Raw genomic sequence first — 25,122 nt, 5'->3', positions numbered from 1 at the left:
CCTAAAAGATTTATGTTTTTAAAAATATTCAAATTTAACAAAAAATCTTCTAATAACTACTGTATTAAGCAAAATAAATGCTAAAATTTCAAAAAGAATGATATTTGAAAAAACTTCAAATGAACTAAATGGTATTACATAAAGTGTTAAAAATAAAACAACATAACTCATCCCCATTAAAACAAAGAAAGTCCCTTTATGTTGATCATTGATAACTCTTGTTTTTGAAATAACTAACTTATCCAATTTTATAAATAAATCCAACAATATATACCCGATAACTAAAAATTGGTACAAAAATATATAATATGTGTCAATTATATCTAATATATTATCATCTTGAGTTTGTTGATAAATTTTTTGTTGATAATCAATTTCTTTTAAAAATGCATATACAAAAAATAACATTAGTAATAAAAAGATACTTATAATAAATGTTGATATTAAGCGTTTGTTCATTGTTGCTAACCACCTTCAAAAATGTGTTAACTTATTTTAACATGTATCAATAAAAAAGTCCTAAATTTGTTTTAGGACTTATGTTTTAAAAGACTTTTGTTGGATTAAGTAAATTTTTAGGATCCAATGCGTTTTTAATTGCACGCATTATTTCAATTTTATTAGAATCTGTGATCTTTAAGAAATATGATTTTTTTGTATAACCTATACCATGCTCCGCTGAAACTAATCCACCTAATTCTTTAACTTTGTCATATAAATCATCTAAGAATTCAACGCGTTTAACTTTCCATGTCTCATCAGAATAATCTTTTTTAAGAATAATCGTATGAATGTTTCCATCTCCAGCATGACCAAAATTTAAGACCTCTATTTTGTGTTTTTCTTGAAGTTCTTTTGTGTAACGAATCATCTTACCAAATTGATTAATTGGTACAACCTCATCTAACATTTCAAATTGTGTTAAAGCGTATAATGCATATAAAATATTATCTCTAATCATCCAAGCTAATTTTTCATCTGCTTCATCTAGAATAATAAAATCAATGACTTGTTTCTCTACAAGTTGTTTGATGACTAAAATCGTTGATTCAATCTCTTTTAAATCATTACCATCAATAGTTGCAAGAATATAAGCATTTCCAACTTGACTTGGAAATTTTTGTTTTAAGAAAGATTCACTATATAAAACTGCTTCTTTTTCTAATAATTCTAAAGCTGTAGGCATGAACCCATTTTTCAAAATAGAAAGAACCGTATCTGTAGCTTCAACAACATTATTAAATGCTAAAATCATTGATTTTTGATGCTTAGGTTTAGGTATTATTTTTAATTGTATTTCTGTAATAATACCTAATGTTCCTTCAGAACCGATGAATAAATCTTTTAAATCGTATCCACTAGAATCTTTAATTGTTAAACCACCTAATTTGACTTTAGTTCCGTCTGATAAAACAACATTCATGCTACGAACATAATTTCTTGTTGTTCCATATTTTAATGCACGCATACCACCAGCATTTGTTGATACATTACCACCTATTGTTGACATTTTCGAACCCGGGTCTGGTGGATAGAAATATCCTTTATTTTCAACATACTTTTGGACTTCTTCTAATAACACACCTGGTCCAACAGTTAATGTTAAAGTTTCTTCATCTAATGATTTAATTTGGTTCATTAAACTTAAATCAATAATAAACTCATCTCCTAAAACCGGCACTTGAGATCCCACAGCTCCTGTACCTGCTCCTCGACAAATCATTTTAATATCATTCGTATGAGCATATTTAACAATTTCAACAACTTCATCCTCATTTAAAGGTAAAAATACCGCTTTTGGTCTATTTACATTTTTAACGTTGTTATCTATTAAATATTTTTCAGGAATTTGATCGCCTATGAATACTCTATTTGTATCTTTAATTAAGTGATGCATTAAGTTACTTACCTCCACATTTATATAAAATTATTATAAAAGATAGTAAAAGCGGTTTCATTTTATTTGCTTAAAATATATCTAAATAAAAAAGTCTTATGTTAACATAAGACTTTTCATTCATTTTTTGAAATTATTTTTCATAATAGACAATTTTGTTTTTACCATTAATTTTTGATTTATATAACGCTTTATCTGCACGATTGATAAATTCAAGATAATCGATATTTAAATCATTTTTACCATTTTCAAAAATCTTTCTGCCCAATTCTGTTTCTGTTAAATGTTTTCCAATCATGGATATATCGATTGTTTTGATTAAGTTTGTTGCAGCATGATTTACATACGTTACTATAAAATTTTTATTTGTAACAATAATACCTTCTTTTAAAATAGGATAAACCTTTAAATCATAAAGTTCTCTTGAGTCAAGAATATCATATTTTAAAATAGATATCCCCATTGATAGAGCAATTGCTAAGAATGAAAAAGGTATTAAGTCTACACCTGTTGGTAATATTCTAAATACATGTATAGCACCAATTAAAAACGCCAATGAAATACCAATAATCATGATGAAGTTAAATGAATTAATTGTTCTTTTTTCTTTAATCCATAAATCTATATGTATAGATAAACTGTACAATACAGCCGATCCAATAAACGCTTGTGAAAAACCATATAACATACCAGGAGTTCGTGAATATATGTGATACCCTTCTACTTCTGTCATTACAAAATCTTTATAGTATAAATGATGGTAATTATTTGTATATAGTAAAAATAAAATGCTTATTGGAATTAAAATGAGTAAAACCAAAATGCGAGGTTTAGGATATCGATTGTATTTTGTTTTAAATGAAAAAAGTAGAATAAAAAAAGGTATAAATGGTGCTCCCAAAAATTTAACTTGTTGATAAAACATCATTTGTTCTGTTGTTTTTGCATATAATTGCAAAATAACACCAGTAATATAAATAATTCCGAACAAACTTAAAAATAATAAAACAAAGGTAAGCGATGTACCTTTCTTATTTAAAGCTAAAAATAAAAATGCTATATATGTTAGACCAATCAATATTAAAAATATAGAATAAATATCTAGATAACTAATCATACTTTTCCTCCCCCCCCAGAAAGTCAAAAATGCGTAAGTTTATCAGCATTTATAGATTGTAGCATATAATTTTTTATTATTTTACCAAAAAATAAATAAATTTTTATCCTAAAAAAATAAAGCGATAGTTTATTACTATCACTTTAAATTATGTTATGGATTATAAAAAAATCACATTTTTTATCATTTCGAGTGCTTCAATTGTTTGAATCGAATTTTAGCTAAATTCAATCGATATTTTTCAATTTCTTTATATACGTCTTTGAAATTTTGAAGAATGATAAGTAATTTTTGACAAGCATTTTTATATTCAACACTTTCCAACCAATTATCCGCATATAAAAAACTACGATAAATTTCATGACATACATAGTTACGATCTTTTGTGAGATTTGATAATATTCGATAATCTTTATCGCTAAATTTCACATCATAACCTTTATCATCTAATACTTTTATTTCTTTAATGGTTTCACCTAAAGTCCACGAACGAATTTGAGTCATCATTTCATCTAGATTACCACCAATTAATAAACAATACAACCATTTAATATCATGTTCTATTGTTTGAGCATATTCAATTGTTTTACCTACGTATAAATTAAATCGCTGATAATCGAGTTTCTCATCCATAATTAATCCATTCTTTGCTTACTTAGTCTATTTTAAACATAACAAAGATAGATGTCAATCTATAATATAATAACATCTAATTTGATATCATAATTAACTACCTGCTGATTCGTAATGCTTTAATCCTTTTTTCCATATAATATAAGAAATTGTAAGAATTGAAAGACTCGCTGTAACAACATATAAGGTTGTTAGCCAAATATTTTCATTAAATATAATTGCTCTAACTGGGAAAAATATAACCACTGAAAACGGAATAACAAACGTTAAGAATATACGAATAAACTTATTAAATATATCAATTGGATATTTTGCAAAATTTGAAATGTCATAAACAGTTGTCATAACTTCAATACTTCTTTTTGTCCAAAAAGATAATGATCCAAAAATAAGTTTAATTGAGAAAAAGAAAAGTGTTGCAAAAAGTGCACAAATGATTAAAGCTAATATTTTTCCAAAAGTCCATGTAATCATCATTTGTGGTGTAAATATAATTAAAAATGCAATACCTAAAATAAATTCACCAAATCCTTCTAATTGAATCATCTCTGCAATAAGTTGAAATAAAGGATTTAATGGTTTTGTTAAGTATTTATCTAAAATACCTCTTGTAATACCACCATTACTAAGTTGCCAAATTTGATCTGATAAAATGTGGTCAATTGATTTAGGGATTAGATAATAGCCGTATAAAAATCCCATCATATCTAATGTCCATCCATTTAATGAAGGAATCGCTGAAATTGTTAAATACATTGTAGAAAACAATATCGCATTTTCAAGTAAAAAACCTAAAATACCAATCAATGCATCAAATCTATATTGAAGTCGTGCTTTAATACTTTTTGAAACATAATAAGGATAAAGTTTTATATATTTTTTCATATTATCCCCCTACACTCACGACGCGTTTTTTAATTAGATTAAACGTGAACGAACATAAAATGTTAAGTACTATCACCCAAATGATTTGAATTAAAAAAGTTTCAAGAATCGTTCTTACATCATATTGACCCATTAGTATCATAATCGGTTTTTCGACCATACTCTGGAATGGTAAAAAATTTAATATGGTTCTTAACCATTCAGGAAAAAATGATGATGGTAACAAACTACCAGATAAAAATGATAATGTAATATTTTTTATCATCATCAAACCGAATAAAGCTTGAGTAAATATTGAAATTTCACCTATTAAAAAGTTTAAGGCATCTGCAATAATAAAAGATAATAAACTGCTAATTATAAATAATATAATCGACAAGAAGGATGGAATACTCGTACCAATAACAAAGTATAAAATTACCATTGCCAAACTCATTAATGGTAAAAACATTAAAATAAACGCTGAAATGTAACCACCAAGCCCAACAGCTAATATACGATAACGATAACTTAATGGTCGAAGTAAGTTGATTGCAATAGCGCCTTCATATATATCTTCACCAATAATCCAAAATGCGGGGGAAGCATAAACTAATGTTGTAGCCACTCTTGCAAAAATTAAATAAGAAAACATTTGGTGGAATGTCATACCATTAATTAGTTCTGTAGGTGAATTTTGATAAATCGCTACCCATAAAAAATACATAATTAATAGCGATACAATATCCCCTAATAACCATCCAAATGAACTAAACTTATATGCAAAACCACTCAATATACCACCTTTAACAAAGGCTTTATATGGTTTAATACTTTTTATTTTCATATATGCGTTTAACAATACTTTCTAGTGAATTTTCACTAATTTGGATATCTGTAACCGTAGTACTTTCTAGGATGGCATTAAGCACTTGGTTAACACTTAATTTAGAAATTTCAAATGAAACATTATATGAGTTTCCATCATTGTTAATATCAATTAAATCACCAAATTCATTCTTAAATCGATTCAAATCAAATTCACCTTGAGCTGTAAATTTAACATGTCGATGATCACCAAAACGTTTTTTAATTTGAGCTAATGAACCATCATAAAGTATTGACCCCTCATCAAGAATAATAACACGCTTACATAAATCTGTAATATCATCCATGTTATGCGTTGTTAAAATTATTGTTGTGTTGTATTTGCTGTGTATTTCTTTAATTGCATGAATAATACGGTCCTTTACTAAAACATCCAATCCAATCGTTGGTTCATCTAAAAATAAAATTTTAGGATTATGTATTAAACTTGCTGCTAAATCCGCACGCATACGTTGTCCTAATGATAAAGTCCTAACTGGTTGATTTAAAAAAGGTTCTAAATCTAAAACTTCTTTTAAATAGTTAAAACGTTCTTCATATTCTTCTTTTGGTACTTCATATATTTCTTTTAAAATTGTCATTGATTCAATTAACGGTAAATCCCACCATAACTGTGTTCTTTGACCAAAAACAACACCAATTCTACCTAATACATGATTTCTTTGTTTAGGATGATAAGGTAAATAACCATCGATATATATTTCCCCTTCTGTCGGTGTTAAAATACCACTCATCATCTTAATTGTTGTTGATTTACCGGCACCGTTAGCACCAATATAACCAACAATCTCACCTTCATCGATGCTAAATGATATGTCTTTAACAGCTTCTGTCACTGTATATTTAAAACTAAAAAGCGTTTTAAACATACCAATAATACCGGGTTTGCGAACCGGTTTTTTAAAATTCTTCTTTACATTTTTTAACTCTATAATCCCCATTGTTTTTACCTCTATGTAGCAGTTAATTTTATTATATCAAGTGTAAAAATGTGTGTTGTTTAAACTATATAAGAGAGCGTTTCCATATTATATTAAAGCTGTTATCGTTTTACCAACATTTAAATCATCATAAAAAAACCGATCAAATCGGTTTTTAATTACTCTAGAATTTCATAAAGATTAATCCAATATCTTTGATGAATTTTGTCATCATATTTCTCAATAGTCTTTCATCAAAACTATGTTGAATATTAACAGCTCCAATTAATTTACCGTTTTTTTCATCATATAAAAAAATGTTGAATATTTTATTGATAGGAAGCCATTCTTCCATCATATTAAATAATTGATTTTTATATGTTTGATCAAGTTTTATAAGTTTCATGTTATAATTCTATCGATAAATTTTATCTAATGCCTTCCCTTTAGCTAGTTCATCAACCAATTTATCTAAATAACGAATCTTCTTCATTGTAGGGTCTATAATTTCTTCTATTCTTACACCACAAATGACACCTGTTATGAGATTTGATCTTTCGTTGAAATTTGGTGCTTCATCAAAAAATGTTTTTACTGTCTTTTTTAAAGCATTATTTTCAATTTTTAAGTTATAACCTGTAAGCCACTCAATGATTTGAATCAATTCTTCTTCTGTTCTATTCTTTCTTATTATTTTTTGAAGATATAAATGATAAATCTCTTCCATTGACATTAAATAAATTCGTTCATTATTCTTTTGATTCATTCTAATTACCTTTACTCTGCTTAATTTTTTCTAAACTTTCTAAGATATTTTTAGCATCTTCTTTATACCATTCTGGATATTTTGAATCATTTAACGTTTCTTTGATTTTTTCATTATAATCTGTATTTTTTAATCTTAACAGTAATGTTAATGCATTTCTTAATAAAATTGTTTTTCCTTTCCATGTATACGCGTGTTTTCCATATTTATTTAAAAAATCTTTATTGGATAAATTAAATAAATCATCTATTTCCACATAAGCGGTTTCTTTTGGTAAGAATTCATCAACATTCATTGAATTAACATGTTTATTAAATGGACATACTCTTTGACATATATCACAACCTAATAAATATAGGTTTTTATTAATTTCTTCTTCTTTCAAACTACGTTTAGATTGATTATAAGCACTCATACATCGATCAATATTAAATCCGTTTTCTAATGCATTTAAAGGGCACGCTTTAATACATAAATTACAAGAGCCACAAGATAATGTGTTTTCTTCTATAACTTCTTTATATCTTTCTTTAGTTATGACTAATCCAATAAAAAAGTAACTCCCTAAATCTTTATTAATCATTAAATCATTTTTACCTTTAAATGCTAAACCAGTCATCTCAAGACATAGTCTTTCATCAATTGTATGATTATCAACTAATGCTTTATATTGAACATCTAAATCACTTAAAGCTTTATCCATTCTAGATTTTAAAACATCGTGATAATCATAACCATAAGTATACATAGAGGCAACAAATCGATCTTTTTCTTGTTTTAAATAAATATTAGGATATCCTAATCCAACAACAAAAATGGATTTATATCCAATTAAATTTTGATCAAATTTTTTTACTAAATATTTTTCAACATCGATAACACCCACAATGTCAAATACTTCTTTTAGTCTTTCGTATACCATTTTTTTACCTCAATTTTTCTAATATATTAAGCTATAGATATAATTATTATTTTACTCTATTTTTTTGTTTCATAAAGCAAATATATGATTTCATATAAGATTACATTTAACTTATATAAATCGATTATATTTATTCAATAACCATCAAACTCTTAATAAATATTTATTGAAAAATAATGTTTTTTTGAACTTGATATTTGTACTATATAAGTTTTTACAACAAAGCACACAATTTTACATTTAAATGCTATAAATTGATACTTAACTAGATCAAATTTTTAAATATACAATAAAAAAATTCATTTTAATCCTTAAATTTTATTTATTTTTGCAAATATTTTGATTAAGTTATCAAAACGTGGTAATCTTGTTTTAATAACTAGATGGAGATTATTATGGAAACTGAACTTAAGAAATGGATTGACAACATCAATCACTTAGATTTACCCAAATGGAATGATTTACCTAGTATAGGATTATATTCTGAACAAGTTTTGGCTTATATTAATTCCTATTTAGAAAAAATCTTTTTAGATTATAACAATCAAAAAGATTATTTAGTCACTCCATCAATGATTAATAATTATGTCAAAAATAAAATTATGCCCTCCCCAATTAATAAAAAATACTATCAAGGGCATATAGCATATATATTAACCATTACTGTATTAAAACAGGTTGGCAATTTAGTAGATGTTCATAAAGGTATTGTGTATTTAAAAAGGGTTTTAGGTCATCAATTAGCATACAACACTTTCATTGACTTTTTAGAAAATTCACTTGAAGCATCCGTATTAGAATTGACAGAAAAACCAAATTCATCTTATTATACAAAAGCTGTATCTTTAGATTTATTACCTTTAAAAACAGCGACTATAGCATTCACATCAGTTATGTTATCTAGATATTTATTTTCTAGAAATAAATTATAAGGAGCACTTAAAACTATGCAAAAAATTGCAATTCTAGCAGACTCTGGGTCTGACATAAACATTAATCAACAAGGATTACCATTATATATTCTTCCACTTAGAATAATCATTGATGGAAAAGAATACATCGATAAAAAAGAAATTTCATTAAATGAAGTATTAAGCCAACTTGATCATAAAAAAATAACAACTTCTCTTCCAAGTCCAAAAGATATTTTTGATACACTTAATCAAATTAAAAGTGATGGATATACACATGTAATTTGTATTCCTATTTCAAAAGGGTTAAGTGGAACAATGAATATCATTCGTCAAGTTGCAGAAGATTTTGAAGGATTAACAATCGAAATTATTGATACTAAAAATATCAGTATGGCAAGTGGATATAGTTCTTTAGAAGCATTAGAACTTATTAATGCTAATAAAGATTTTGATGAAATCGTAAAAACGATTAACGAGCGATTAACATATAAAAAAGTTTTCTTTACTGTTGATAAATTAACTTATTTAAAACGTGGGGGACGCATTGGATTAGTATCTGCAACTGTTGCAGATTTACTAAAAATTAAACCTGTGATTTCCTGTAATGAAGATGGTGTTTATTATACCATTAAAAAACAACGTGGTTATCAGCACGCCATCAATCAATTAATTACTCAAACTTTAATTTTTGTTGGTGATCATAAAAAATATGACATCACGCTTATGAACAGCAATTCTTTAGAGGATTTAGAAAGTTTGTCAATAAAAATTAAAGAAGCTTTACCATATATAAGAAACTTTGAAATCGCTCAAATAACACCTGCACTTGCAATTCACACAGGTCCTGAAGCACTTGGAATTGCAGTGTCTATATTAGATTAATTTAAAAACTTCTTAAGTTCATAACAACTTAAGAAGTTTTTTTATTTTAATCCTTTTAAAATCTTAAAAATCTTATTATAAATATAAACCATTCTTTCTTCTGTTACATAGTTTAATACTTCGTCAATATCAAACCATCTTACACCACTGTTTTCATCAACTTTTGTAATAAGTTCTTCTGTTTCATCTGCGACTAATAAAAACGATAAATTCATATGGATATGATCACCTACATAGTGTCCATTTTTAATATGATTTGGAACAAAAATGTTGTCCAACGAAACAGGTTCTTTTAATAATGGTTTTACATTTTTAATGCCTGTTTCTTCATGCGACTCTCTTAAAACAACATCTAAAAAGTTAGGGTTTCCATCGTTATGTCCACCAACCCATCCCCATGATTTATAAATTAAATGATTTACAAATAATACTTTAGTTTTATCTATATTAGTAATAATCGCAGAATTTGTAAAATGAGCAGTTAAATTTGTTCGTAAGAATGCATCAGGATTTCTTTCTGCAAAACTTAGCATAGCTTCTTTATCTACTTTTTCTTGTTCATTTTTCGGTGTATAATTCTTAATTATTTCAATATTCATAAATGTCATTCCTTAATTTTTTTTAGTTTTTTTTAGTGATATTTTATTCATGAAACTCACTTTCACTTACTGGTTCAATTATTTCTTCTTCTCTTTTATATGGATAAACATTACTTGATAAAATATGAAGTATATTGATTCTTCTTCCCTTTAATTTAGGTAAATCAAAAAATCTTTTTTCAATAGATGCCCATATAAAAACCCAGCTAATAATGATAATAATATCATTTATAATTTTGATATTAAAAAATTCAGTAAATCCTTGTAAAGATAATAAAAATAACCCTGTTAAAAAGAATATAGCTGCAGACCAATTTGAATCTCTAATATCTTTTTTAATACGTATGAGTTCTTTTGTTGCCATATACTCTAATTGTTCTTTAAAATTAGGTAAATAACTTTTTGGTATACGTATTTCTATATCTTCATTAACAGAAATATAATCTGATTGTTGTTTCAAACTGATATATCCAGATTTGGTTAGTTTACCATCATCAAAGTCATCTTCTCTTAAGATAACTTCATTTTCTTTAAGATTAATAAACTTTTTATTTAATTTTTTCTCGATATCTTTAAATAATTTTTCTTTACTCATAATTCCCTACCATATTTAACTTGATTAGAAATCAAATTTTCTATATTTGATTTCAAATCACCCTATTTTCTATTATATAGTCATTTTAGATACTTATCAAATGAACACATTTATAAATTAACTATTTTTGCATATAAATTATATGAAACGTTAAAATTTTTATTAACGCTATATAAAAACGATTCAAAAAATGTTACAATATTGAGTTAGTGCTTAAGGAGTACTTACTATGAATAAAATATTAGAATTTTTAAATTCTGAAATGACAACACCGGTAGCATACACTGGTTTAGAAACAAGTTGGTTCCATTATTTATCATTAATATTAACAGCAATAGTTTTTTATTTTTTATTAAAGATATTTAAAAAAGGTGACATACCAAAAATTAAAAAAACAATTTTGATACTTGGTATTGTTATGCTTTTATTGGAAGTATATAAACAAATCATTTTTACATATCAAGAAAATCATTATCAATGGTACGCTTTTCCATTCCAATTTTGTTCAACACCAATGTATTTATATATCATTTTAGGATTTACAAAAAATAAAAAAATCGCATCTTACTTAGTCGCATTTTTAGCAACTTACGGAACATTTGCAGGGGTTTCAGTTATGCTATACCCTTCAAGTGTGTTTGTCCCTACAATTGGAATTAATATCCAAACAATGGTACATCATGGATTAATAGCTGCAGTCGGATTAGCTTTATTATTAACATCTGTACCAATTAACTACAAAACATTATTAAAAGGTATGTCGGTATTTGTTATATTAGTTACTATCGCTTATATGATGAACATTTTATTTAATGTATTTATTGACACAGTTACATTCAATATGTTCTTTATTAATCCTAAATACGGTACAGAAATCCCAGTACTATCGATGATTGAACCTAATGTGCCACATTTCATATTCTTAATTGTTTATGTATTAGGATTTAGTTTAATGGCTTTATTAATGCTTCTTATAGCATCTGTTGTCAGAAAAGTAGTATTTAAAAAGCCTGCTGAATTTACATTCATTAAGGCTCTTAAAGTATAAAATATTAAATTTTTAACTCTTATTAATTCTTTGAATTATATCATCACCGGATGGTTCTTGGTATATTTTTAGTTCAAAATATGTAGTTGTCGCATAAATATGATCAAAGATATCTGCCATAATTGCTTCATAATCACCCCAACTTGTTTTACTTGAAAACGCGTATACTTCTAAAGGAACACCTTTATTAGTTGTTTGTAGTTGTCTTACTATTCGCCACATTTCGGGATGAATATGCGGGTGATTTTTTAAATACTCGGTTAAATATATTCTATAAACACCTAAATTAGTTAATCTTCTTCCATTTAAAGCAACCGTTGTATCAATGTTACGCTCTTTATTGTACTGATCAATTTCAGTTTGTTTTGTTGTTAAATACTCTTTTAAATAGTCTACTTTCATTAATTTATCATATAATTCTTTATCTAAGATTTTAACACTTTTAACATCAATATTAACTGACCTTTTGATTCTTCTTCCACCATTATCAAAGACACTTCGCCAATTGGTAAATGATTCTGATATTAATTTATAGGCTGGGATTGTAACAGTTGTTTTATCCCAGTTTTCAACTTGGATAAAGGTTAGCGTTACATCGATCACATGACCATCAACCCCATATTTTGGCATTTCAATCCAATCACCAATTCTTACTAAATCGTTAGCTGACATTTGAAAACCAGCAACTAACCCTAAAATACTATCTTGGAAGATTAACATTAATACTGCTGACATTGCTCCAAGTCCTGCTAATATAACGGTTGGGCTTTCACCTAATAAATTAGATATAACAACTATTACGACAATAACTACAATAACAATCTTAATTGCTGTTAGTATTCCTTTAATTGGTTTATTTCGAGCATTTTTATTGTACTTGTTATATAAATCATTGATAAAATCAATGATTGACATATTTATCTTTATAACAAAGTATGCTATTACTATTACTAAAATAAAATCAATAAAGGCTTGATAGGTTGGAATATATTCAATAAGTTGGATTAAAAAGATTGTTGGAATTAATTTCAATAAATTAGGAATAACCTTACTTTCAACCAACCCCTTCATAAAAATTGTATTACTTTTTAAACCGGCTTTTTTAATTGTTAATTTAAAAATTAATTTGAAAATAAAGTAACTAATAATACTAATTACTAAAAGACCAATTAATAAAATAGTATCAGCAATAATAACTCTGATTGTTTCACTAAAATTTAATTGTAATAAAAAATCTAATATTATATTTCTTAATGTGTTCATAATCTGTTCCCTTCTATAAAATAATAGCTTCTATTTTATTGTAACACGTTTATAGTTCTGATTTAATATAGATGTCAAGTTGAATATGAACAAAATCCTATAATTAAGCTTTATAATCTTTATAATAAATATTGCATAAAAATAAGGCGATAAAATCACCCTTTAATTAAAACTCAAGTTTGAACAGCCCCTTTTCAAGTAGACACGGTAAATAATATAAAATTAGATGGCCATATACCTATATTCTAAGGTGTATGGCTTTTTAATTTACGTTGTATTCTTTCTTGATTATAGAACTTAATGTAATCTTTAATTGCTTTTGTGAGTTTTTCTGATGAATCAAACGTTTCTAAATAATACATTTCAGATTTTATAATTCCCCATAAGTTCTCGATGGGTCCGTTATCAATACACTTACCTACTCTAGACATACTTTGTACGATATTATGTTTATCTAGTAGTTTCTTAAATGCTTTACTTGTATATTGATATCCCCGATCACTATGAAACATTGGGCTAGCTTTTGGATTACTTTTTATTGCTTTCTTAAAGGTTGTAAAAACCAGATGATTATCATTTCTATGATGTATATGATAAGAGACTATACTATTGTCATACAAGTCTAATATCGCACATAAGTAAAGCTTTTGACCACTGTATCCATATTTAAATTCTGTAACATCACTTAACCATTTCTCATTTGGATTGGATGCACTAAATTCTCTATTTAATATGTTTTGTCCAACTTGTTCAGGTTTAGTCTTCAAGAAACCTGGACGTTTACGACGGATAATAGATTTTAAATTGTAGGCTCGCATTAAACGATAAATGTAGTTTTCCGAATGATTTTTTCCAGTATATTTATTGATGTTATCTCTAATACGTCTATAGCCGTATTTCTTATCGAAATGTTTATAGTAGGCTTGTATAACATCTAGCGTTTCTTCATTCTTTATTTCATATGCTGGTTTAATTCTATTTGACCATTTATAATATGCAGATCTTGCTATACCCAACAGTTCACAGAGCCACTTAATATCATATACATCTTTAAAATAATCTATTGTTTCGTACGTGGCTTGGTTCCTAAGCTTGTTAAGCGGGCTTTTTCCTCCAAGTCTCGTTTTTTTTTAAAAACTTCCTTGGCTGCTTCACTTAAATATAATGCTTTTTTGAGTCTTTCATTTTCGCGCCTTAATTGTTCAAGTTCTGATAGTTCTTTAGTTTGCTTTCTTCGACCACGGTTATCATTAAGTCCATTGACACCTAAGGATTGATACTTTTTGTACCATGTGTATATCTGTTGATAACTTACATTGAACTTTACAGCGGTGCCATGATAATCAAGCTCATGCTTAATCAAATATTCAACAATTTTAATTCTTTCTTCTAAGGTTGTTTTTCTGGCCATAATATTGATACCACCTGATCCACTATGTGTAGTTTTAATATTATTATACCCTAATACCCATCTGGCTATTAATGAAGGATTATCAATACCATACTTTATGGCTAAATCATAATAACTACCTTCACCATTTTTATATGATGCAATGACTATATGCTTAAATGTTTCAGTATAGCTTTGATGTGTTCGCTTCATATGTAATGTTTCAGCACCAAAATTTTTATATTTAAAATAGAGTTGTTGTATTGTAGTTTTATCTATACCAAATTGTTTTGCTAAACTCCTATGAGTCCCTTCACCTTTATCATATAGTTCACAAATTTTTAATTTTTCTTCATAACTTAATCGTTTGTTTTTTTTCAAAATAAAATACCTCCAAGTATTTACAGTAATAATATAGTTTTTAATTTATATTATTTCCTGTGTCTACTTTAGAGGTATCACATCATTCTCCGTAACTGTCTTATCATTTAATGTTTTTATATATCTTGGTTTTAGTTTTGCGCATTAACTTGCAATCCTATCAATAGCAATCTTTACTACATCCGATTTGGATATGTTACTTCCAAATGGAACGTGTGGACTATTAAAGTCGCTTACTAATTTAAAGGACTCCGTAGAGCCCTGTTTTTTCTTTCTTTTAAATATGGCCATTGAGACCTCCGTAAATTAATTATTTGGTTAACATTTTTTTAATTATGTTTTTAGTTGGTTCAAACAATTTCTCACCAATGTAATGGTCTAATTGTTCTACAGTTTCCAAAATCTGCACCAATAGCTCTTTATCAAAGTTAGATAAATATTTTTCATAAGATTCAAATACACTTTTAGGCGCACTATTTGTTATAAAATATTTATTTGTATGTTTATTAAAAACGTACCATTTTTTATTTTCTTGAAATCTAAATTCTACAATATTTAGTGCTTCTGTTTCTGTGAAATGGTTTTCTCTTTCTTTTATGAAGTTCCAAATCAAATTATCCAAAGTTCTTACAGTGAAGTGTGGATATTTATTTTTTACAATTAAAAACTCTTCATTAAATACTTTTTTAAGTGTAGTTTCATCTAGTTTTCCATAACCTAAATACAATTCAAAAAAGGTATAAATATGTCTATCGGCCTTAAATCTATTTACATCTCCAGCATGCATCATAAGGTAATGGAATGTAATACCACTGCCTTGTCCTTTAATTTTTCTAATTTCTAGCTCAAGTTTTTCTTGATTTTGAAAATTTAATAAATCTTTTTTCGTATCGATTTTATTATTATATAAAACTTCAATGACACTTTTAACTGCTTCTGCTTTTAATATTCCATTAACAGCCGATGTTCTTTGCCTATTATTAAATACATCATTTGCTAGTTGTTCTGGACTAAAATCATTAAATTTATTCATAAATTCTGTAATTGTAAAATCATCGCTTTTTTTATTTATTCCGACATATTCAGCAAATCTATCTACTACTTTTACGGTTGTTTCATACTTAGCGGAGATTGAAAATATAGAATCAATTACTGCTAATACTAAACTAATATTATCATATTCGCTAGCACTTTCATTTTCTTTATATGCTTCAAACTTTTCATGATTTAGGACATCAAAAATATTCATTAAAAACAACTCCCAACTTTTATTCAATTATAGCATATTTTCATACTCTAATTTATATCTATTTAGAACTGCATAAGCAATTATTAATGCAACAGCACATCAATTCTTTTATATCTTGAATTAAGCTTTAAAGATTGGATATTTCCATTAACATCTACTTTAGCTTGAGTATTTGATAAACACCATTTAAGTATTGGATTATTGTTATAAATGACGTTTTCATTCTTTAAATCAGCTTCTAGTTGTTTCATCGGTTCAGATAGAGTGTATATTCCCTGTCTTATCTTTTCCATGTTAAATCCGAGTTCTTCCATTTCTTTAGTCCAATATTGACTGTTCCATGGATCATAACCAACCCATAGTGACCTAATTTGATAAATCCTTATCTTTTTGTTACAACTTATTGTAGCCTATCCAAAATATAAGTTTTTTCAAAAACAAGGTTATTTCTCATTTCGAGAAAACTAAGGAAAAATCTCATATTACATTACAAATGAAAAACATTGAAGAGTTAATTAATGAAACTAAACCATAAGTATCTAATGGCGTTTAACTACGATGGTTGTTTTAGGTTGTTTATGAAACAATTAAAGAATATCAATGATTATGAAGCTAAAGAGTTATTCATAAGTGTTGTAGCAACTGATAGAGAAAATCTCAATATAATATTAAAGTTATCTAATCAATCAGATCTAGATATAGACTACTATGTGGTACTACAATCAAATCCGATTTATGAAGATTCATATGATTTTATACAAACAAGACTAAACTTAAATATAAATTGGAAATTATTTTTAACTTAAATACGAATAGCCTTTCAAATGTAATCTCGAATACCCTTTTAAATCAAAAAATAAAACGACGTACCAACTACTGGTAAAAGTCGTTTTTTTCTTTATATTTCTTTTTATATACTTTTTAATTTTCTTATTGTTTTATACTATTAATTAAACAAATGGCTTTATCAGGCTTATAACTCCATTATATATAAATAAAAAATGCCACACCGAAGTGTAGCATTATTTAATTCCACTATGTCTTGCTGTAAATGAAATGCTACAAACTTTCAATCTGGTGTGTCGCTTTTGCAACAAATCAAATATTGTATGTTTTCATTTTGCTACCCAGTGATATCTTGATAATAAAAAACTATTTTTCGTCTTTTAATATTAAATCAATTCTTTCGAATATTTCATTATAAGTCATGATTATTAAATCTTTATTATTATACCTGAGAATATTTAAGTTTTTTTTAACTAGATCAATATCAACTTCATCCGTTATTTCGTTTTCAATATTCCCATATACCAATATTGATTTAGGAATATTATAATGATAGTTATCATTACTTTGTGATAATTTTGTTCTTTGTATGTTTGTTTGGTGAATTGCATTTGAAAATTCAGTTTTAACTCTTAATGTGTCAACTCTGTATTTACCACCAAACATTATAGCATCTGCTCTTTTCAATTCTACTAAAGTAACTCTTTCATTTTGTTCGTCTAGTAAAAATATATCTGGTTTTGTTGTTCCATCCCCAACTTCTTCAATTTTATATTCAAATTCTAATGTCGCGTCGTATCCAAGTAATACTAAAGGAAGCACTTCTTTATATTCTTTGAAAACTTTACTTATTTCATGTTCACTTTTATTCATAACATGTGTTAGGGCATTTTTAAAACTTGTCAAAGTTTTATTCAAAATTATTGTTCTACCTAAATTAAGATACTCTAAGTTATTTATTGTATTAATCACTTTTGAAATTTGGTCAATAGAATATTTATTTGAGTTTTCCACAACTACATAATCACTCATACTAGTAAAATCAATAGTATAGTCTTGCTCATTAAAATCTATATCAATGATATTGGATGAAATAAATGCTTGCAGTTTTGATATAAAGTTTAATAAATCATTGTTTAAGTGAAATGTCTTATTAGCTTTTCTTTTGTACTTTTTTTTGTGATATTCTTTAGTGATATCATCTAACTTCAGTTCACTTACATCACATCTAACTCTTATATCGGTAATTTCATTACGACCAACAATATATTTACCTTCATTGTATCTACTATTATTTTTATAAAAAATTGTAAAGGATGGTTCAATAGAATAAAAAGTTTCACCAGTAGTAAAAAACAAACAATCATTATTGTTTGGCTTATATAGTAACTCAGATACTGCTATCCTATTGACAATAGAAAATGTTAATTTATTTGACTTTGACATTATTTATTAACAAATCCTTTCACAAATTATTATTTATCCTGTTCTATAGTATTGTTAGGTCATTTATTATTGATCTTATTAAAAACTAAAGGTATTAATATTGCTGTTAAAAATACCATTATTATATCTTGTGTTTTGTAAAATTTTTCAACATCATTAATAAAGGATCTATCTATTTCTGTGATATAAAGTATACCAACAAAACTAGATATAATAAATATCAGAATCAAATCTTTTCTCTTAACTATCCAGATGCTATTTTTTATAAATTTTATTCTTAAATCTTGGATATATAAATACAAATTTAAGATTAAACTAGATAACAAGATAATTGGGAACAGTATAGTAAATGTATTATTAAAGAAATAGGCATTTGAATAAATGAACTCCATCATTCTCATCAAGTTTCCTTCTCCTAAAAAATAAATCAAAAATCCTGATTGAAACCAAAATAACAACATTAAAGTTTCTCTTACAACAGCTTCTTGACTATCGTGAATCTTTTCTTTATTATAAAGAATCATTGTAGTCCAAATAATTGATACTAAAATCATTATAGATAGGAAAATTAAGATGCCAAACCTCCAAGTATAAATAATACCCATAACCAGAGGTAACCAAATAACTATGGTTGCTAAGGCAATTGAAATAATCGCAATAACAACTCCAAAAATCAATGTTATGATAGCAACAATAAATGATTGAATCTTGTTTATTTCTTTTCCTATTATTTTATTACCCTGTTTTTGCTTGAAGTTAAGATTATTCATTATCTTCTTGAAATTACCTTGTTTAATCATTTTATTTAGATAATATAATAGATACACAAAGTTTATTGTTGTGAAAATAATTACAATAATATTCATCTTTTATCCCCTAAATATTTAATAAATCAATAGCAAATAACTTATCTAACTTTTCAACTATACGTTTTTGTTCTTCTATTGGAGGTAACGGTATTAAAAAATCTCCTAATTTAGTAACAGACAAAAATGGAAATGTAGTCTTACCTGCTTTACTAATCATCTCTTCTTTTATAGTTTGTACCCAATAATACACAAACCAAATATCAATAAATTCTTGATATTTATCTTTTATTGTCATTCCATTAAATTGCTGATTAGTAGTTAAATCAATTTTTGTTAGTGCATATTCTCCAATAGATGCTGTGCAGCAGAGTAAAATACTATTTTTTGGAACAACTTTATTATCTGTAACTGCCAAGTTACTTATATACTGATCTGTATATGTAATAACACGACCCTGATTTCTAATATCGTTCACCGTAAACCATGGAACATCTTTACTGTTCCAAAAATCCATATTAGATCTCAAGGGAGTAAACCCATTTCTAATTATAAATAACTCCTTTACTCTAAACCACTTCCAGTTTTCCGGAATTGTATATGGAATTTGTTCTTGTTGGATTTGAGCATATTTTTTATCAATAGTTATTATTGTTTTACTGTCATTTAATAATTGATTTGTTAGTTTCCCTTCCATTACTGATTTTAATATTGAAGTTTTAAGTTTTTCAGGAAATTTATCTTCCAGTTCTTTCAATGCTTTTTCATCTTGTTCTAACTTGTCAATCTCTGCAAGCAAAACCTCTAACTTTTCAACAATACGCTTTTGTTCTTCAATTGGAGGTAATGGTATCAACAAATTGTATATACTTTTACTATTCAGTGTTTTCCCTTTGATAGCATCCTTTGTCTCTCCCATATTTGCAATTTCCGGGAGAACAAAATATAAATATTTTTTTTGTGTGTCCGGTTCTTTTTTAGGAAATATAGAAATAATTGCTTCATTATGTAGAGCATCAATTCCCAATATAGATGTTCTACCAACTGTTAATTTGAAACTCATTATTAATGTTCCTTTGGGTGATATTTGTTTTTTAAAGATTGATTCAAGTGCACTATTAGAGACTTTTTCTTTCGTCTCCATTATAAATGATTGATTATTCATATCTGCTATTGATATCCACGGTACATCATTACCCCAATAAATCGGATTTGCACGTTCTGGTGTCTTCCCCATTTTAAAGTCGACTAAATCACCAAATTTAACCCATGCCCATTTTTTAGGTATTTCCCATAAATAATCATTATCAATCTTATGTACTTCTGTGATTAATTGATAAACGGAACTATCATTATCTAATTGTTCTGTTAACTTTCCTTCCATCGCAGCTTGAAGAACTGCTTTTCTTAACTTCTCTGCAATCATTTCTTGATACCCAACAATTCTTCAATTTGCTTGATTCTCTTATCAATTTTTGCATTTAAAGCGTTTCTTCTCTCATGAAATTGTCTAATTGTTTCTTCAGGAGATAAAACCTCTTCTTCAAATGTAGGATATCCACATAAATCAAAATCATAGTCTCTATTAACTAATTCTTCTACTGTATAACTTTTAGCCTTGAATGTATCAATATCAGTATCTTTAATTTCTACTCTATTTTCCCACCATGAAATTGCATCTTTAAAGTGATCTAATTGCATCGGTCTTGTTTTAGAAAATGCTTTATAACCTTCTGGTAAATCTACTCTATAGAACCATACTTTATCTGTTTTAGAGCCATTATCAAAGAATAATATGTTAGTCGTAATAGATGTGTATGGTGCAAAGACGGTCTTTGGTAATCTAATAATAGTATGTAAGTTAAACTCATTTAAGAGTTTTTTCTTTAGCTCTGTTTTTGCTCCATCAGTTCCAAATAAGAAACCGTCTGGAATAATAACTGCAGCTCTACCATTTTTCTTTAAGCGATACATAATAACAGACATAAAAAGATCAGCTGTTTCACTGCTTCTTAAATCTGCTGGAAAATTACTTTTAACAATTTCATTTTCTGTTCCACCATATGGTGGATTCATTAAGATTACATCAAATTTTTCATGGTCTTTGTATTCTCTTACATTTCTTTCTAAAGAGTTGCCATGAATAATTTGAGGCGAATCAATATCATGAATTAACATGTTAGTTATTGCAAGTAGGTAAGGTAATGGTTTTTTCTCAATACCGAAAACACTCTCATCATATAATCGTTTATCTTCAGCAGTTTTTACTTGTTTTTCCAATTCTTTTAATGCTGATGTTAAGAAACCACCTGTACCACATGCAAAATCCGCAATCTTTTCACCCAACTTAGGTTTAATCATTTGAACCATAAAATCAGTTACAGCTCGTGGTGTGTAAAACTCACCTGCATTACCGGCGCTTTGTAGATCTTTTAACACGGTTTCATAGATTTCACCAAATGCATGTTTTTCTTTATGATCATCAAAATTAATACCATCAATTACGTTAATAACTTTACGTAATTGAATGCCGTCTTTCATATATTGGTTAGAGTCTTCAAACACCGCTTTAACAATTGCTTGTTTAATTGGTGTATTCTTTGTTATTTCTAAATTCTTTAATGTTGGAAATAATTTATTATTGACAAAATCTAATAACTCTTCTCCTGTCATAGACTCACCATCTTTATTATCTACAGCCCAATTTCTCCATCTTAATTCTTCTGGAATGATAGAAACATAATTTGGATTATGAAACTCCCAGTCTTCCTCTTTTGTGTCATAGACTTTTAAGAATAAAAGCCATGTCATTTGTTCGATTCTTTGTGCGTCTCCGTTTATACCATTGTCTACACGCATAATATTCTGTATAGTTTTTACAAACCCATTTAAACTCATTTTTGTTCACTCCTATGTTGTTATATATAATTGTTGCTGCAATTCTTGTACAGCTTGTAAGTAATTGTTTCTACCACCAAATAGTCTAGCTATTTTTGCTGGACGACCTATTTCACTGAATGGATGTGTTTCTAGTATTTTTGTATCTTCTAGATCATTAATACCACCATCCATATATTTTTCTAATAGTGATGATAATACATCTTTGCATACTTCACTATATTTATCTAAGTATCCTTTTTCTTTTACCTTTTTAACTCGTTCTGATTTTGTTAAAGGTTTTTTGTCATATGCAATATGAAGAATTAAATCAAAATCATCATAATCTGTTTTTGATTCATCTCGTAATGCGTCTAGGAACACACCACGTTCTAATAGTTCTTCGATAATGGCCGTTTTCTTTTCGGCTTCAGTCCACATATGGATGAAATCATCCATAGTTGCATATTCGTTTAAGATGTTTTTACGTGTATAATCAACTAAACTTTCAGTAATTAGTTTTCCATCTTTATCATAATATTGTACACGTTCACTTAAGATTGTAACATCTACATTATTAACTCTATATTTTTTATGGTCACCAACAATTTCTTCTGGTTCAACATATTCAACATCTAAATCAAAGTCATCCACTGATGTTTCTCCTTCTACGTCATCAATATCTTTTGGTTCAAAGATACTTACAGGATCGCCATCAAATGATTCATCAGCAAATAATCTTGTTACATTTCTAAAGTCCATTATTGTAAAATAATACTTATCTTGATCTGGATATAGTCTAGTTCCCCTACCAATTATTTGTTTGAATTCAGTCATTGAGTTGATATTATTATCTAAAACTATAAGTCTTGCAGTTTTAACGTCAACACCTGTACTTAATAGTTTAGATGTCGTAACAACAGTTGGATATATTTCAAAAGGATCTATAAAATAATCTAGTTGTGCTTTTCCGTAATCATTATCTCCGGTAATACGCATAATGTATTTTTCATTATCTTTGACTAAATCCGTGTTTTCATTGACAAGTGCTTGTCTCATTCTTTCAGCGTGATCAATATCCACACAAAAAATAATGGTTTTACTAAATCTTCCATTATCATGTAGCCACTTTGTAATTCTTTTAGCTACCATTTTAGTTCTTTCATCAATAATTATGTTTCTGTCAAAGTCTTTCGATCCATACTCACGGTCTTCTATTTCTTGACCGTACATATCTAGTTGTCCACTATATGGTCTCCAACCTTCTAAGTCTTTATCAAGGTTTACTCGGATTACTTTATATGGTGCTAAGAATCCATCATCAATACCTTGTTTTAAACTATATGTATAAACTGGTTCTCCAAAATACTCAATATTACTTACATATTTAGTTTCTTTAGGAGTTGCCGTCATACCAATTTGGATTGCTGATGAAAAATATTCTAAAATCTTACGCCACTGTGAATCCTCTTTAGCACTTCCACGGTGTGCTTCATCAACTAAAATTAAATCGAAAAAATCTTTTTTAAATTCTCTAAATGGTTCTTCATTCTCATCACCTGCAAGTTGATGATATAAACTCATATATATTTCATAAGCACTGTCTAATTCTTTACCCTTGATTTTGGTCATTACCTCTTCAAAAGGTTTAAAGTCTTGTTGCATCGTTTGATCGATTAATATGTTTCTATCTGCCAAATATAAAACTCTTTTTACTTTTCTTTGTTTCCAGAGTCTATGTATTATTTGGAAGGCTGTATATGTTTTACCTGTACCCGTAGCCATTACAAGTAAAATTCGTTTTTGACCGTTTGCAATTGCTTCTATTGTGCGTTGAATTGCAATACGTTGATAGTATCTTGGTGTTTTAGTATTAAAGGGCGCATAATAATAAGGTTCAGATATAATGTCTTCTTGTTCTCTATTAAATCCTTTACCTTTTAAGTATCTATCCCATAACTCAGATTCAGATGGAAATTCATCTAACTTTAGTTCTCTTTCTTGTCCAGTAAAAAAATCATGCTCTAAAAAACCATTACCGTTGGATGAATAAGCAAAAGGTATGTCAAGTATTTTTGCATATTCAATTGCTTGTTGCATACCAGATCCAACACTTTGAGTTAGATCTTTTGCTTCAATGACTGCTAGCGGAATTTCACCATGGCTACTTTTTAATAGGTAATCTGCTTTTTTCGCCTTTGCACGTCTAACCTTTTTTCCAGAAACTTTTATTTGTCCATCAGTAAAATAGTACTCTTTATTGATTTGAGATTTTCTCCAACCTATATTTTCAATTGCTGGATCAATATATCTAAATTTAACATCTTCTTCTGTTAATTTTTTCATATTTTATTCACCCCCAATTAATACCTTTAAACTTATTATTTCATAATATTTCATTTCTAATTCAAATCGTTAATATTTATATGTATTATAGCATTTTTAGTTGTTTTTTGAAATAATCTATAGAAACCCTTGTAATTAAAAGTTTGAAACAATAATTATTAATAAAAATTATATTATTTGTACACCATTGGCTGTCTACAAACGAAATAAAATAATGTATAATTTAAACATAAATTAAATGAATATTATAATCAGTGGGATAAATAAAAAAATGCCGCCCTTTTAGGCAGCATTAATAAATATCAAAATGGCGTCTGAAGAGAGATTCGAACTCCCGACCGATAGCTTAGAAGGCTATTGCTCTATCCAGCTGAGCTATTCAGACGTGTTTCAGCAAAATCTATTATACCAAAAATAAATAATATGTAAAGTGTTTTTGATAATAAAATGAACGATTACATTTTTTAAATCTTTATATCATAAATGAATATTTAAAAATAGTAAAAAATGCATTATTAAGCGATATTTTAAGA

General features: G+C 27.3%; 26 protein-coding genes and 1 tRNA gene. 4 read left to right on the top strand and 23 right to left on the bottom strand.

The annotated features are described in order from the left end of the window. Positions 1-18: 18 nt before the first annotated feature. The 10 genes from T434_RS0102805 to T434_RS0102760 form a co-directional block, all read right to left on the bottom strand. Positions 19-459, bottom strand: coding sequence for a hypothetical protein (locus tag T434_RS0102805; RefSeq protein WP_026399807.1), 441 nt, complete (start codon positions 457-459; stop codon positions 19-21). Between the two features lie 85 nt (positions 460-544). Continuing rightward, positions 545-1,897 (bottom strand): FAD-binding oxidoreductase, encoded by a 1,353-nt coding sequence (locus tag T434_RS0102800; RefSeq protein ID WP_035358141.1) that lies wholly within the window; start codon positions 1,895-1,897, stop codon positions 545-547. A gap of 133 nt (positions 1,898-2,030) precedes the next feature. Next, complete coding sequence (locus tag T434_RS0102795; RefSeq protein WP_026399805.1) at positions 2,031-3,014, bottom strand: histidine kinase N-terminal 7TM domain-containing protein; 984 nt, start codon at positions 3,012-3,014, stop codon at positions 2,031-2,033. A gap of 183 nt (positions 3,015-3,197) precedes the next feature. Continuing rightward, a complete protein-coding gene (locus T434_RS0102790; RefSeq protein ID WP_162150656.1) occupies positions 3,198-3,647 on the bottom strand; it encodes a hypothetical protein in 450 nt (149 codons plus the stop codon). Between the two features lie 93 nt (positions 3,648-3,740). Beyond that, positions 3,741-4,532 (bottom strand): ABC transporter permease, encoded by a 792-nt coding sequence (locus T434_RS0102785; RefSeq protein WP_026399803.1) that lies wholly within the window; start codon positions 4,530-4,532, stop codon positions 3,741-3,743. A gap of 1 nt (position 4,533) precedes the next feature. After that, entirely contained in the window at positions 4,534-5,358 is an 825-nt protein-coding gene (locus T434_RS0102780; RefSeq protein ID WP_026399802.1) for an ABC transporter permease, read from the bottom strand. After that, positions 5,339-6,334, bottom strand: coding sequence for an ABC transporter ATP-binding protein (locus T434_RS0102775; RefSeq protein ID WP_026399801.1), 996 nt, complete (start codon positions 6,332-6,334; stop codon positions 5,339-5,341). Before T434_RS0102775 ends, T434_RS0102780 begins: the two co-directional genes overlap by 20 nt. 169 nt (positions 6,335-6,503) lie before the next feature. Next, the gene (locus T434_RS0102770) at positions 6,504-6,725 is read right to left on the bottom strand and encodes a hypothetical protein (RefSeq protein WP_026399800.1); all 222 of its coding nucleotides are present in this window, start codon (positions 6,723-6,725) and stop codon (positions 6,504-6,506) included. Between the two features lie 9 nt (positions 6,726-6,734). Then, positions 6,735-7,085 (bottom strand): DUF2200 family protein, encoded by a 351-nt coding sequence (locus T434_RS0102765; RefSeq protein ID WP_026399799.1) that lies wholly within the window; start codon positions 7,083-7,085, stop codon positions 6,735-6,737. 1 nt (position 7,086) lies between these two features. Next, complete coding sequence (locus tag T434_RS0102760) at positions 7,087-8,007, bottom strand: epoxyqueuosine reductase (RefSeq protein WP_026399798.1); 921 nt, start codon at positions 8,005-8,007, stop codon at positions 7,087-7,089. Positions 8,008-8,402: 395 nt separating this feature from the next. On the opposite strand from T434_RS0102760, the gene T434_RS0102755 reads away from it, so the two are divergent. Together T434_RS0102755 and T434_RS0102750 are read left to right on the top strand one after the other, a co-directional pair. Next, the gene (locus T434_RS0102755) at positions 8,403-8,939 is read left to right on the top strand and encodes a DUF1836 domain-containing protein (protein ID WP_026399797.1); all 537 of its coding nucleotides are present in this window, start codon (positions 8,403-8,405) and stop codon (positions 8,937-8,939) included. A gap of 15 nt (positions 8,940-8,954) precedes the next feature. Beyond that, entirely contained in the window at positions 8,955-9,803 is an 849-nt protein-coding gene (locus tag T434_RS0102750) for a DegV family protein (RefSeq protein WP_026399796.1), read from the top strand. A 41-nt stretch (positions 9,804-9,844) separates the two neighbouring features. On the opposite strand, the gene T434_RS0102745 is transcribed toward T434_RS0102750, so the two are convergent. Continuing rightward, a complete protein-coding gene (locus T434_RS0102745; protein WP_026399795.1) occupies positions 9,845-10,402 on the bottom strand; it encodes an NUDIX hydrolase in 558 nt (185 codons plus the stop codon). A gap of 43 nt (positions 10,403-10,445) precedes the next feature. Next, entirely contained in the window at positions 10,446-10,997 is a 552-nt protein-coding gene (locus tag T434_RS0102740; protein ID WP_026399794.1) for a hypothetical protein, read from the bottom strand. A gap of 229 nt (positions 10,998-11,226) precedes the next feature. Between T434_RS0102740 and T434_RS0102735 the strand changes: the two genes are divergently transcribed. Next, the gene (locus tag T434_RS0102735; RefSeq protein WP_026399793.1) at positions 11,227-12,045 is read left to right on the top strand and encodes a TMEM164 family acyltransferase; all 819 of its coding nucleotides are present in this window, start codon (positions 11,227-11,229) and stop codon (positions 12,043-12,045) included. Positions 12,046-12,057: 12 nt separating this feature from the next. Here the strand turns inward: T434_RS0102735 and T434_RS0102730 are convergent, their stop codons facing one another. The 5 genes from T434_RS0102730 to T434_RS0102705 form a co-directional block, all read right to left on the bottom strand. Continuing rightward, positions 12,058-13,308: a mechanosensitive ion channel family protein gene (locus T434_RS0102730; protein WP_051614343.1), complete on the bottom strand. Its 1,251-nt coding sequence runs from the start codon at positions 13,306-13,308 to the stop codon at positions 12,058-12,060. Between the two features lie 245 nt (positions 13,309-13,553). Then, complete coding sequence (locus T434_RS0102725) at positions 13,554-14,345, bottom strand: IS3 family transposase (protein ID WP_026399791.1); 792 nt, start codon at positions 14,343-14,345, stop codon at positions 13,554-13,556. A 23-nt stretch (positions 14,346-14,368) separates the two neighbouring features. Then, positions 14,369-15,079: a helix-turn-helix domain-containing protein gene (locus T434_RS06710; protein ID WP_051614342.1), complete on the bottom strand. Its 711-nt coding sequence runs from the start codon at positions 15,077-15,079 to the stop codon at positions 14,369-14,371. A gap of 310 nt (positions 15,080-15,389) precedes the next feature. Next, on the bottom strand, positions 15,390-16,328 hold the full coding sequence (locus T434_RS0102710) for a hypothetical protein (RefSeq protein ID WP_026399790.1): 939 nt from the start codon (positions 16,326-16,328) through the stop codon (positions 15,390-15,392). Positions 16,329-16,411: 83 nt separating this feature from the next. Beyond that, on the bottom strand, positions 16,412-16,699 hold the full coding sequence (locus T434_RS0102705; protein ID WP_281172673.1) for a terminase TerL endonuclease subunit: 288 nt from the start codon (positions 16,697-16,699) through the stop codon (positions 16,412-16,414). Between the two features lie 207 nt (positions 16,700-16,906). On the opposite strand from T434_RS0102705, the gene T434_RS0102700 reads away from it, so the two are divergent. Further along, positions 16,907-17,134: a hypothetical protein gene (locus T434_RS0102700; RefSeq protein ID WP_026399788.1), complete on the top strand. Its 228-nt coding sequence runs from the start codon at positions 16,907-16,909 to the stop codon at positions 17,132-17,134. A gap of 346 nt (positions 17,135-17,480) precedes the next feature. On the opposite strand, the gene T434_RS0102695 is transcribed toward T434_RS0102700, so the two are convergent. The 6 genes from T434_RS0102695 to T434_RS0102670 form a co-directional block, all read right to left on the bottom strand. Beyond that, positions 17,481-18,560: a Shedu anti-phage system protein SduA domain-containing protein gene (locus tag T434_RS0102695; protein WP_026399787.1), complete on the bottom strand. Its 1,080-nt coding sequence runs from the start codon at positions 18,558-18,560 to the stop codon at positions 17,481-17,483. Between the two features lie 59 nt (positions 18,561-18,619). Continuing rightward, positions 18,620-19,426: a hypothetical protein gene (locus tag T434_RS0102690; protein WP_162150655.1), complete on the bottom strand. Its 807-nt coding sequence runs from the start codon at positions 19,424-19,426 to the stop codon at positions 18,620-18,622. A gap of 10 nt (positions 19,427-19,436) precedes the next feature. After that, positions 19,437-20,792 (bottom strand): restriction endonuclease subunit S, encoded by a 1,356-nt coding sequence (locus tag T434_RS07435; protein WP_051614341.1) that lies wholly within the window; start codon positions 20,790-20,792, stop codon positions 19,437-19,439. After that, positions 20,789-22,264, bottom strand: a complete 1,476-nt coding sequence (locus tag T434_RS0102680) for a class I SAM-dependent DNA methyltransferase (RefSeq protein WP_162150654.1) — start codon at positions 22,262-22,264, stop codon at positions 20,789-20,791. Before T434_RS0102680 ends, T434_RS07435 begins: the two co-directional genes overlap by 4 nt. A 12-nt stretch (positions 22,265-22,276) precedes the next feature. Next, a complete protein-coding gene (hsdR, locus tag T434_RS0102675) occupies positions 22,277-24,589 on the bottom strand; it encodes an EcoAI/FtnUII family type I restriction enzme subunit R (protein WP_026399784.1) in 2,313 nt (770 codons plus the stop codon). 308 nt (positions 24,590-24,897) lie between these two features. Continuing rightward, positions 24,898-24,974 (bottom strand) — tRNA-Arg (locus tag T434_RS0102670). Positions 24,975-25,122: the final 148 nt, after the last annotated feature.

Source organism: Acholeplasma equifetale ATCC 29724, from assembly GCF_000687735.1.
GTDB lineage: Bacteria > Bacillota_I > Bacilli_A > Acholeplasmatales > Acholeplasmataceae > Acholeplasma > Acholeplasma equifetale.
Note: the sequence above shows the minus strand (reverse complement) of the source record. Positions and strands in the feature narration are given on the sequence as shown.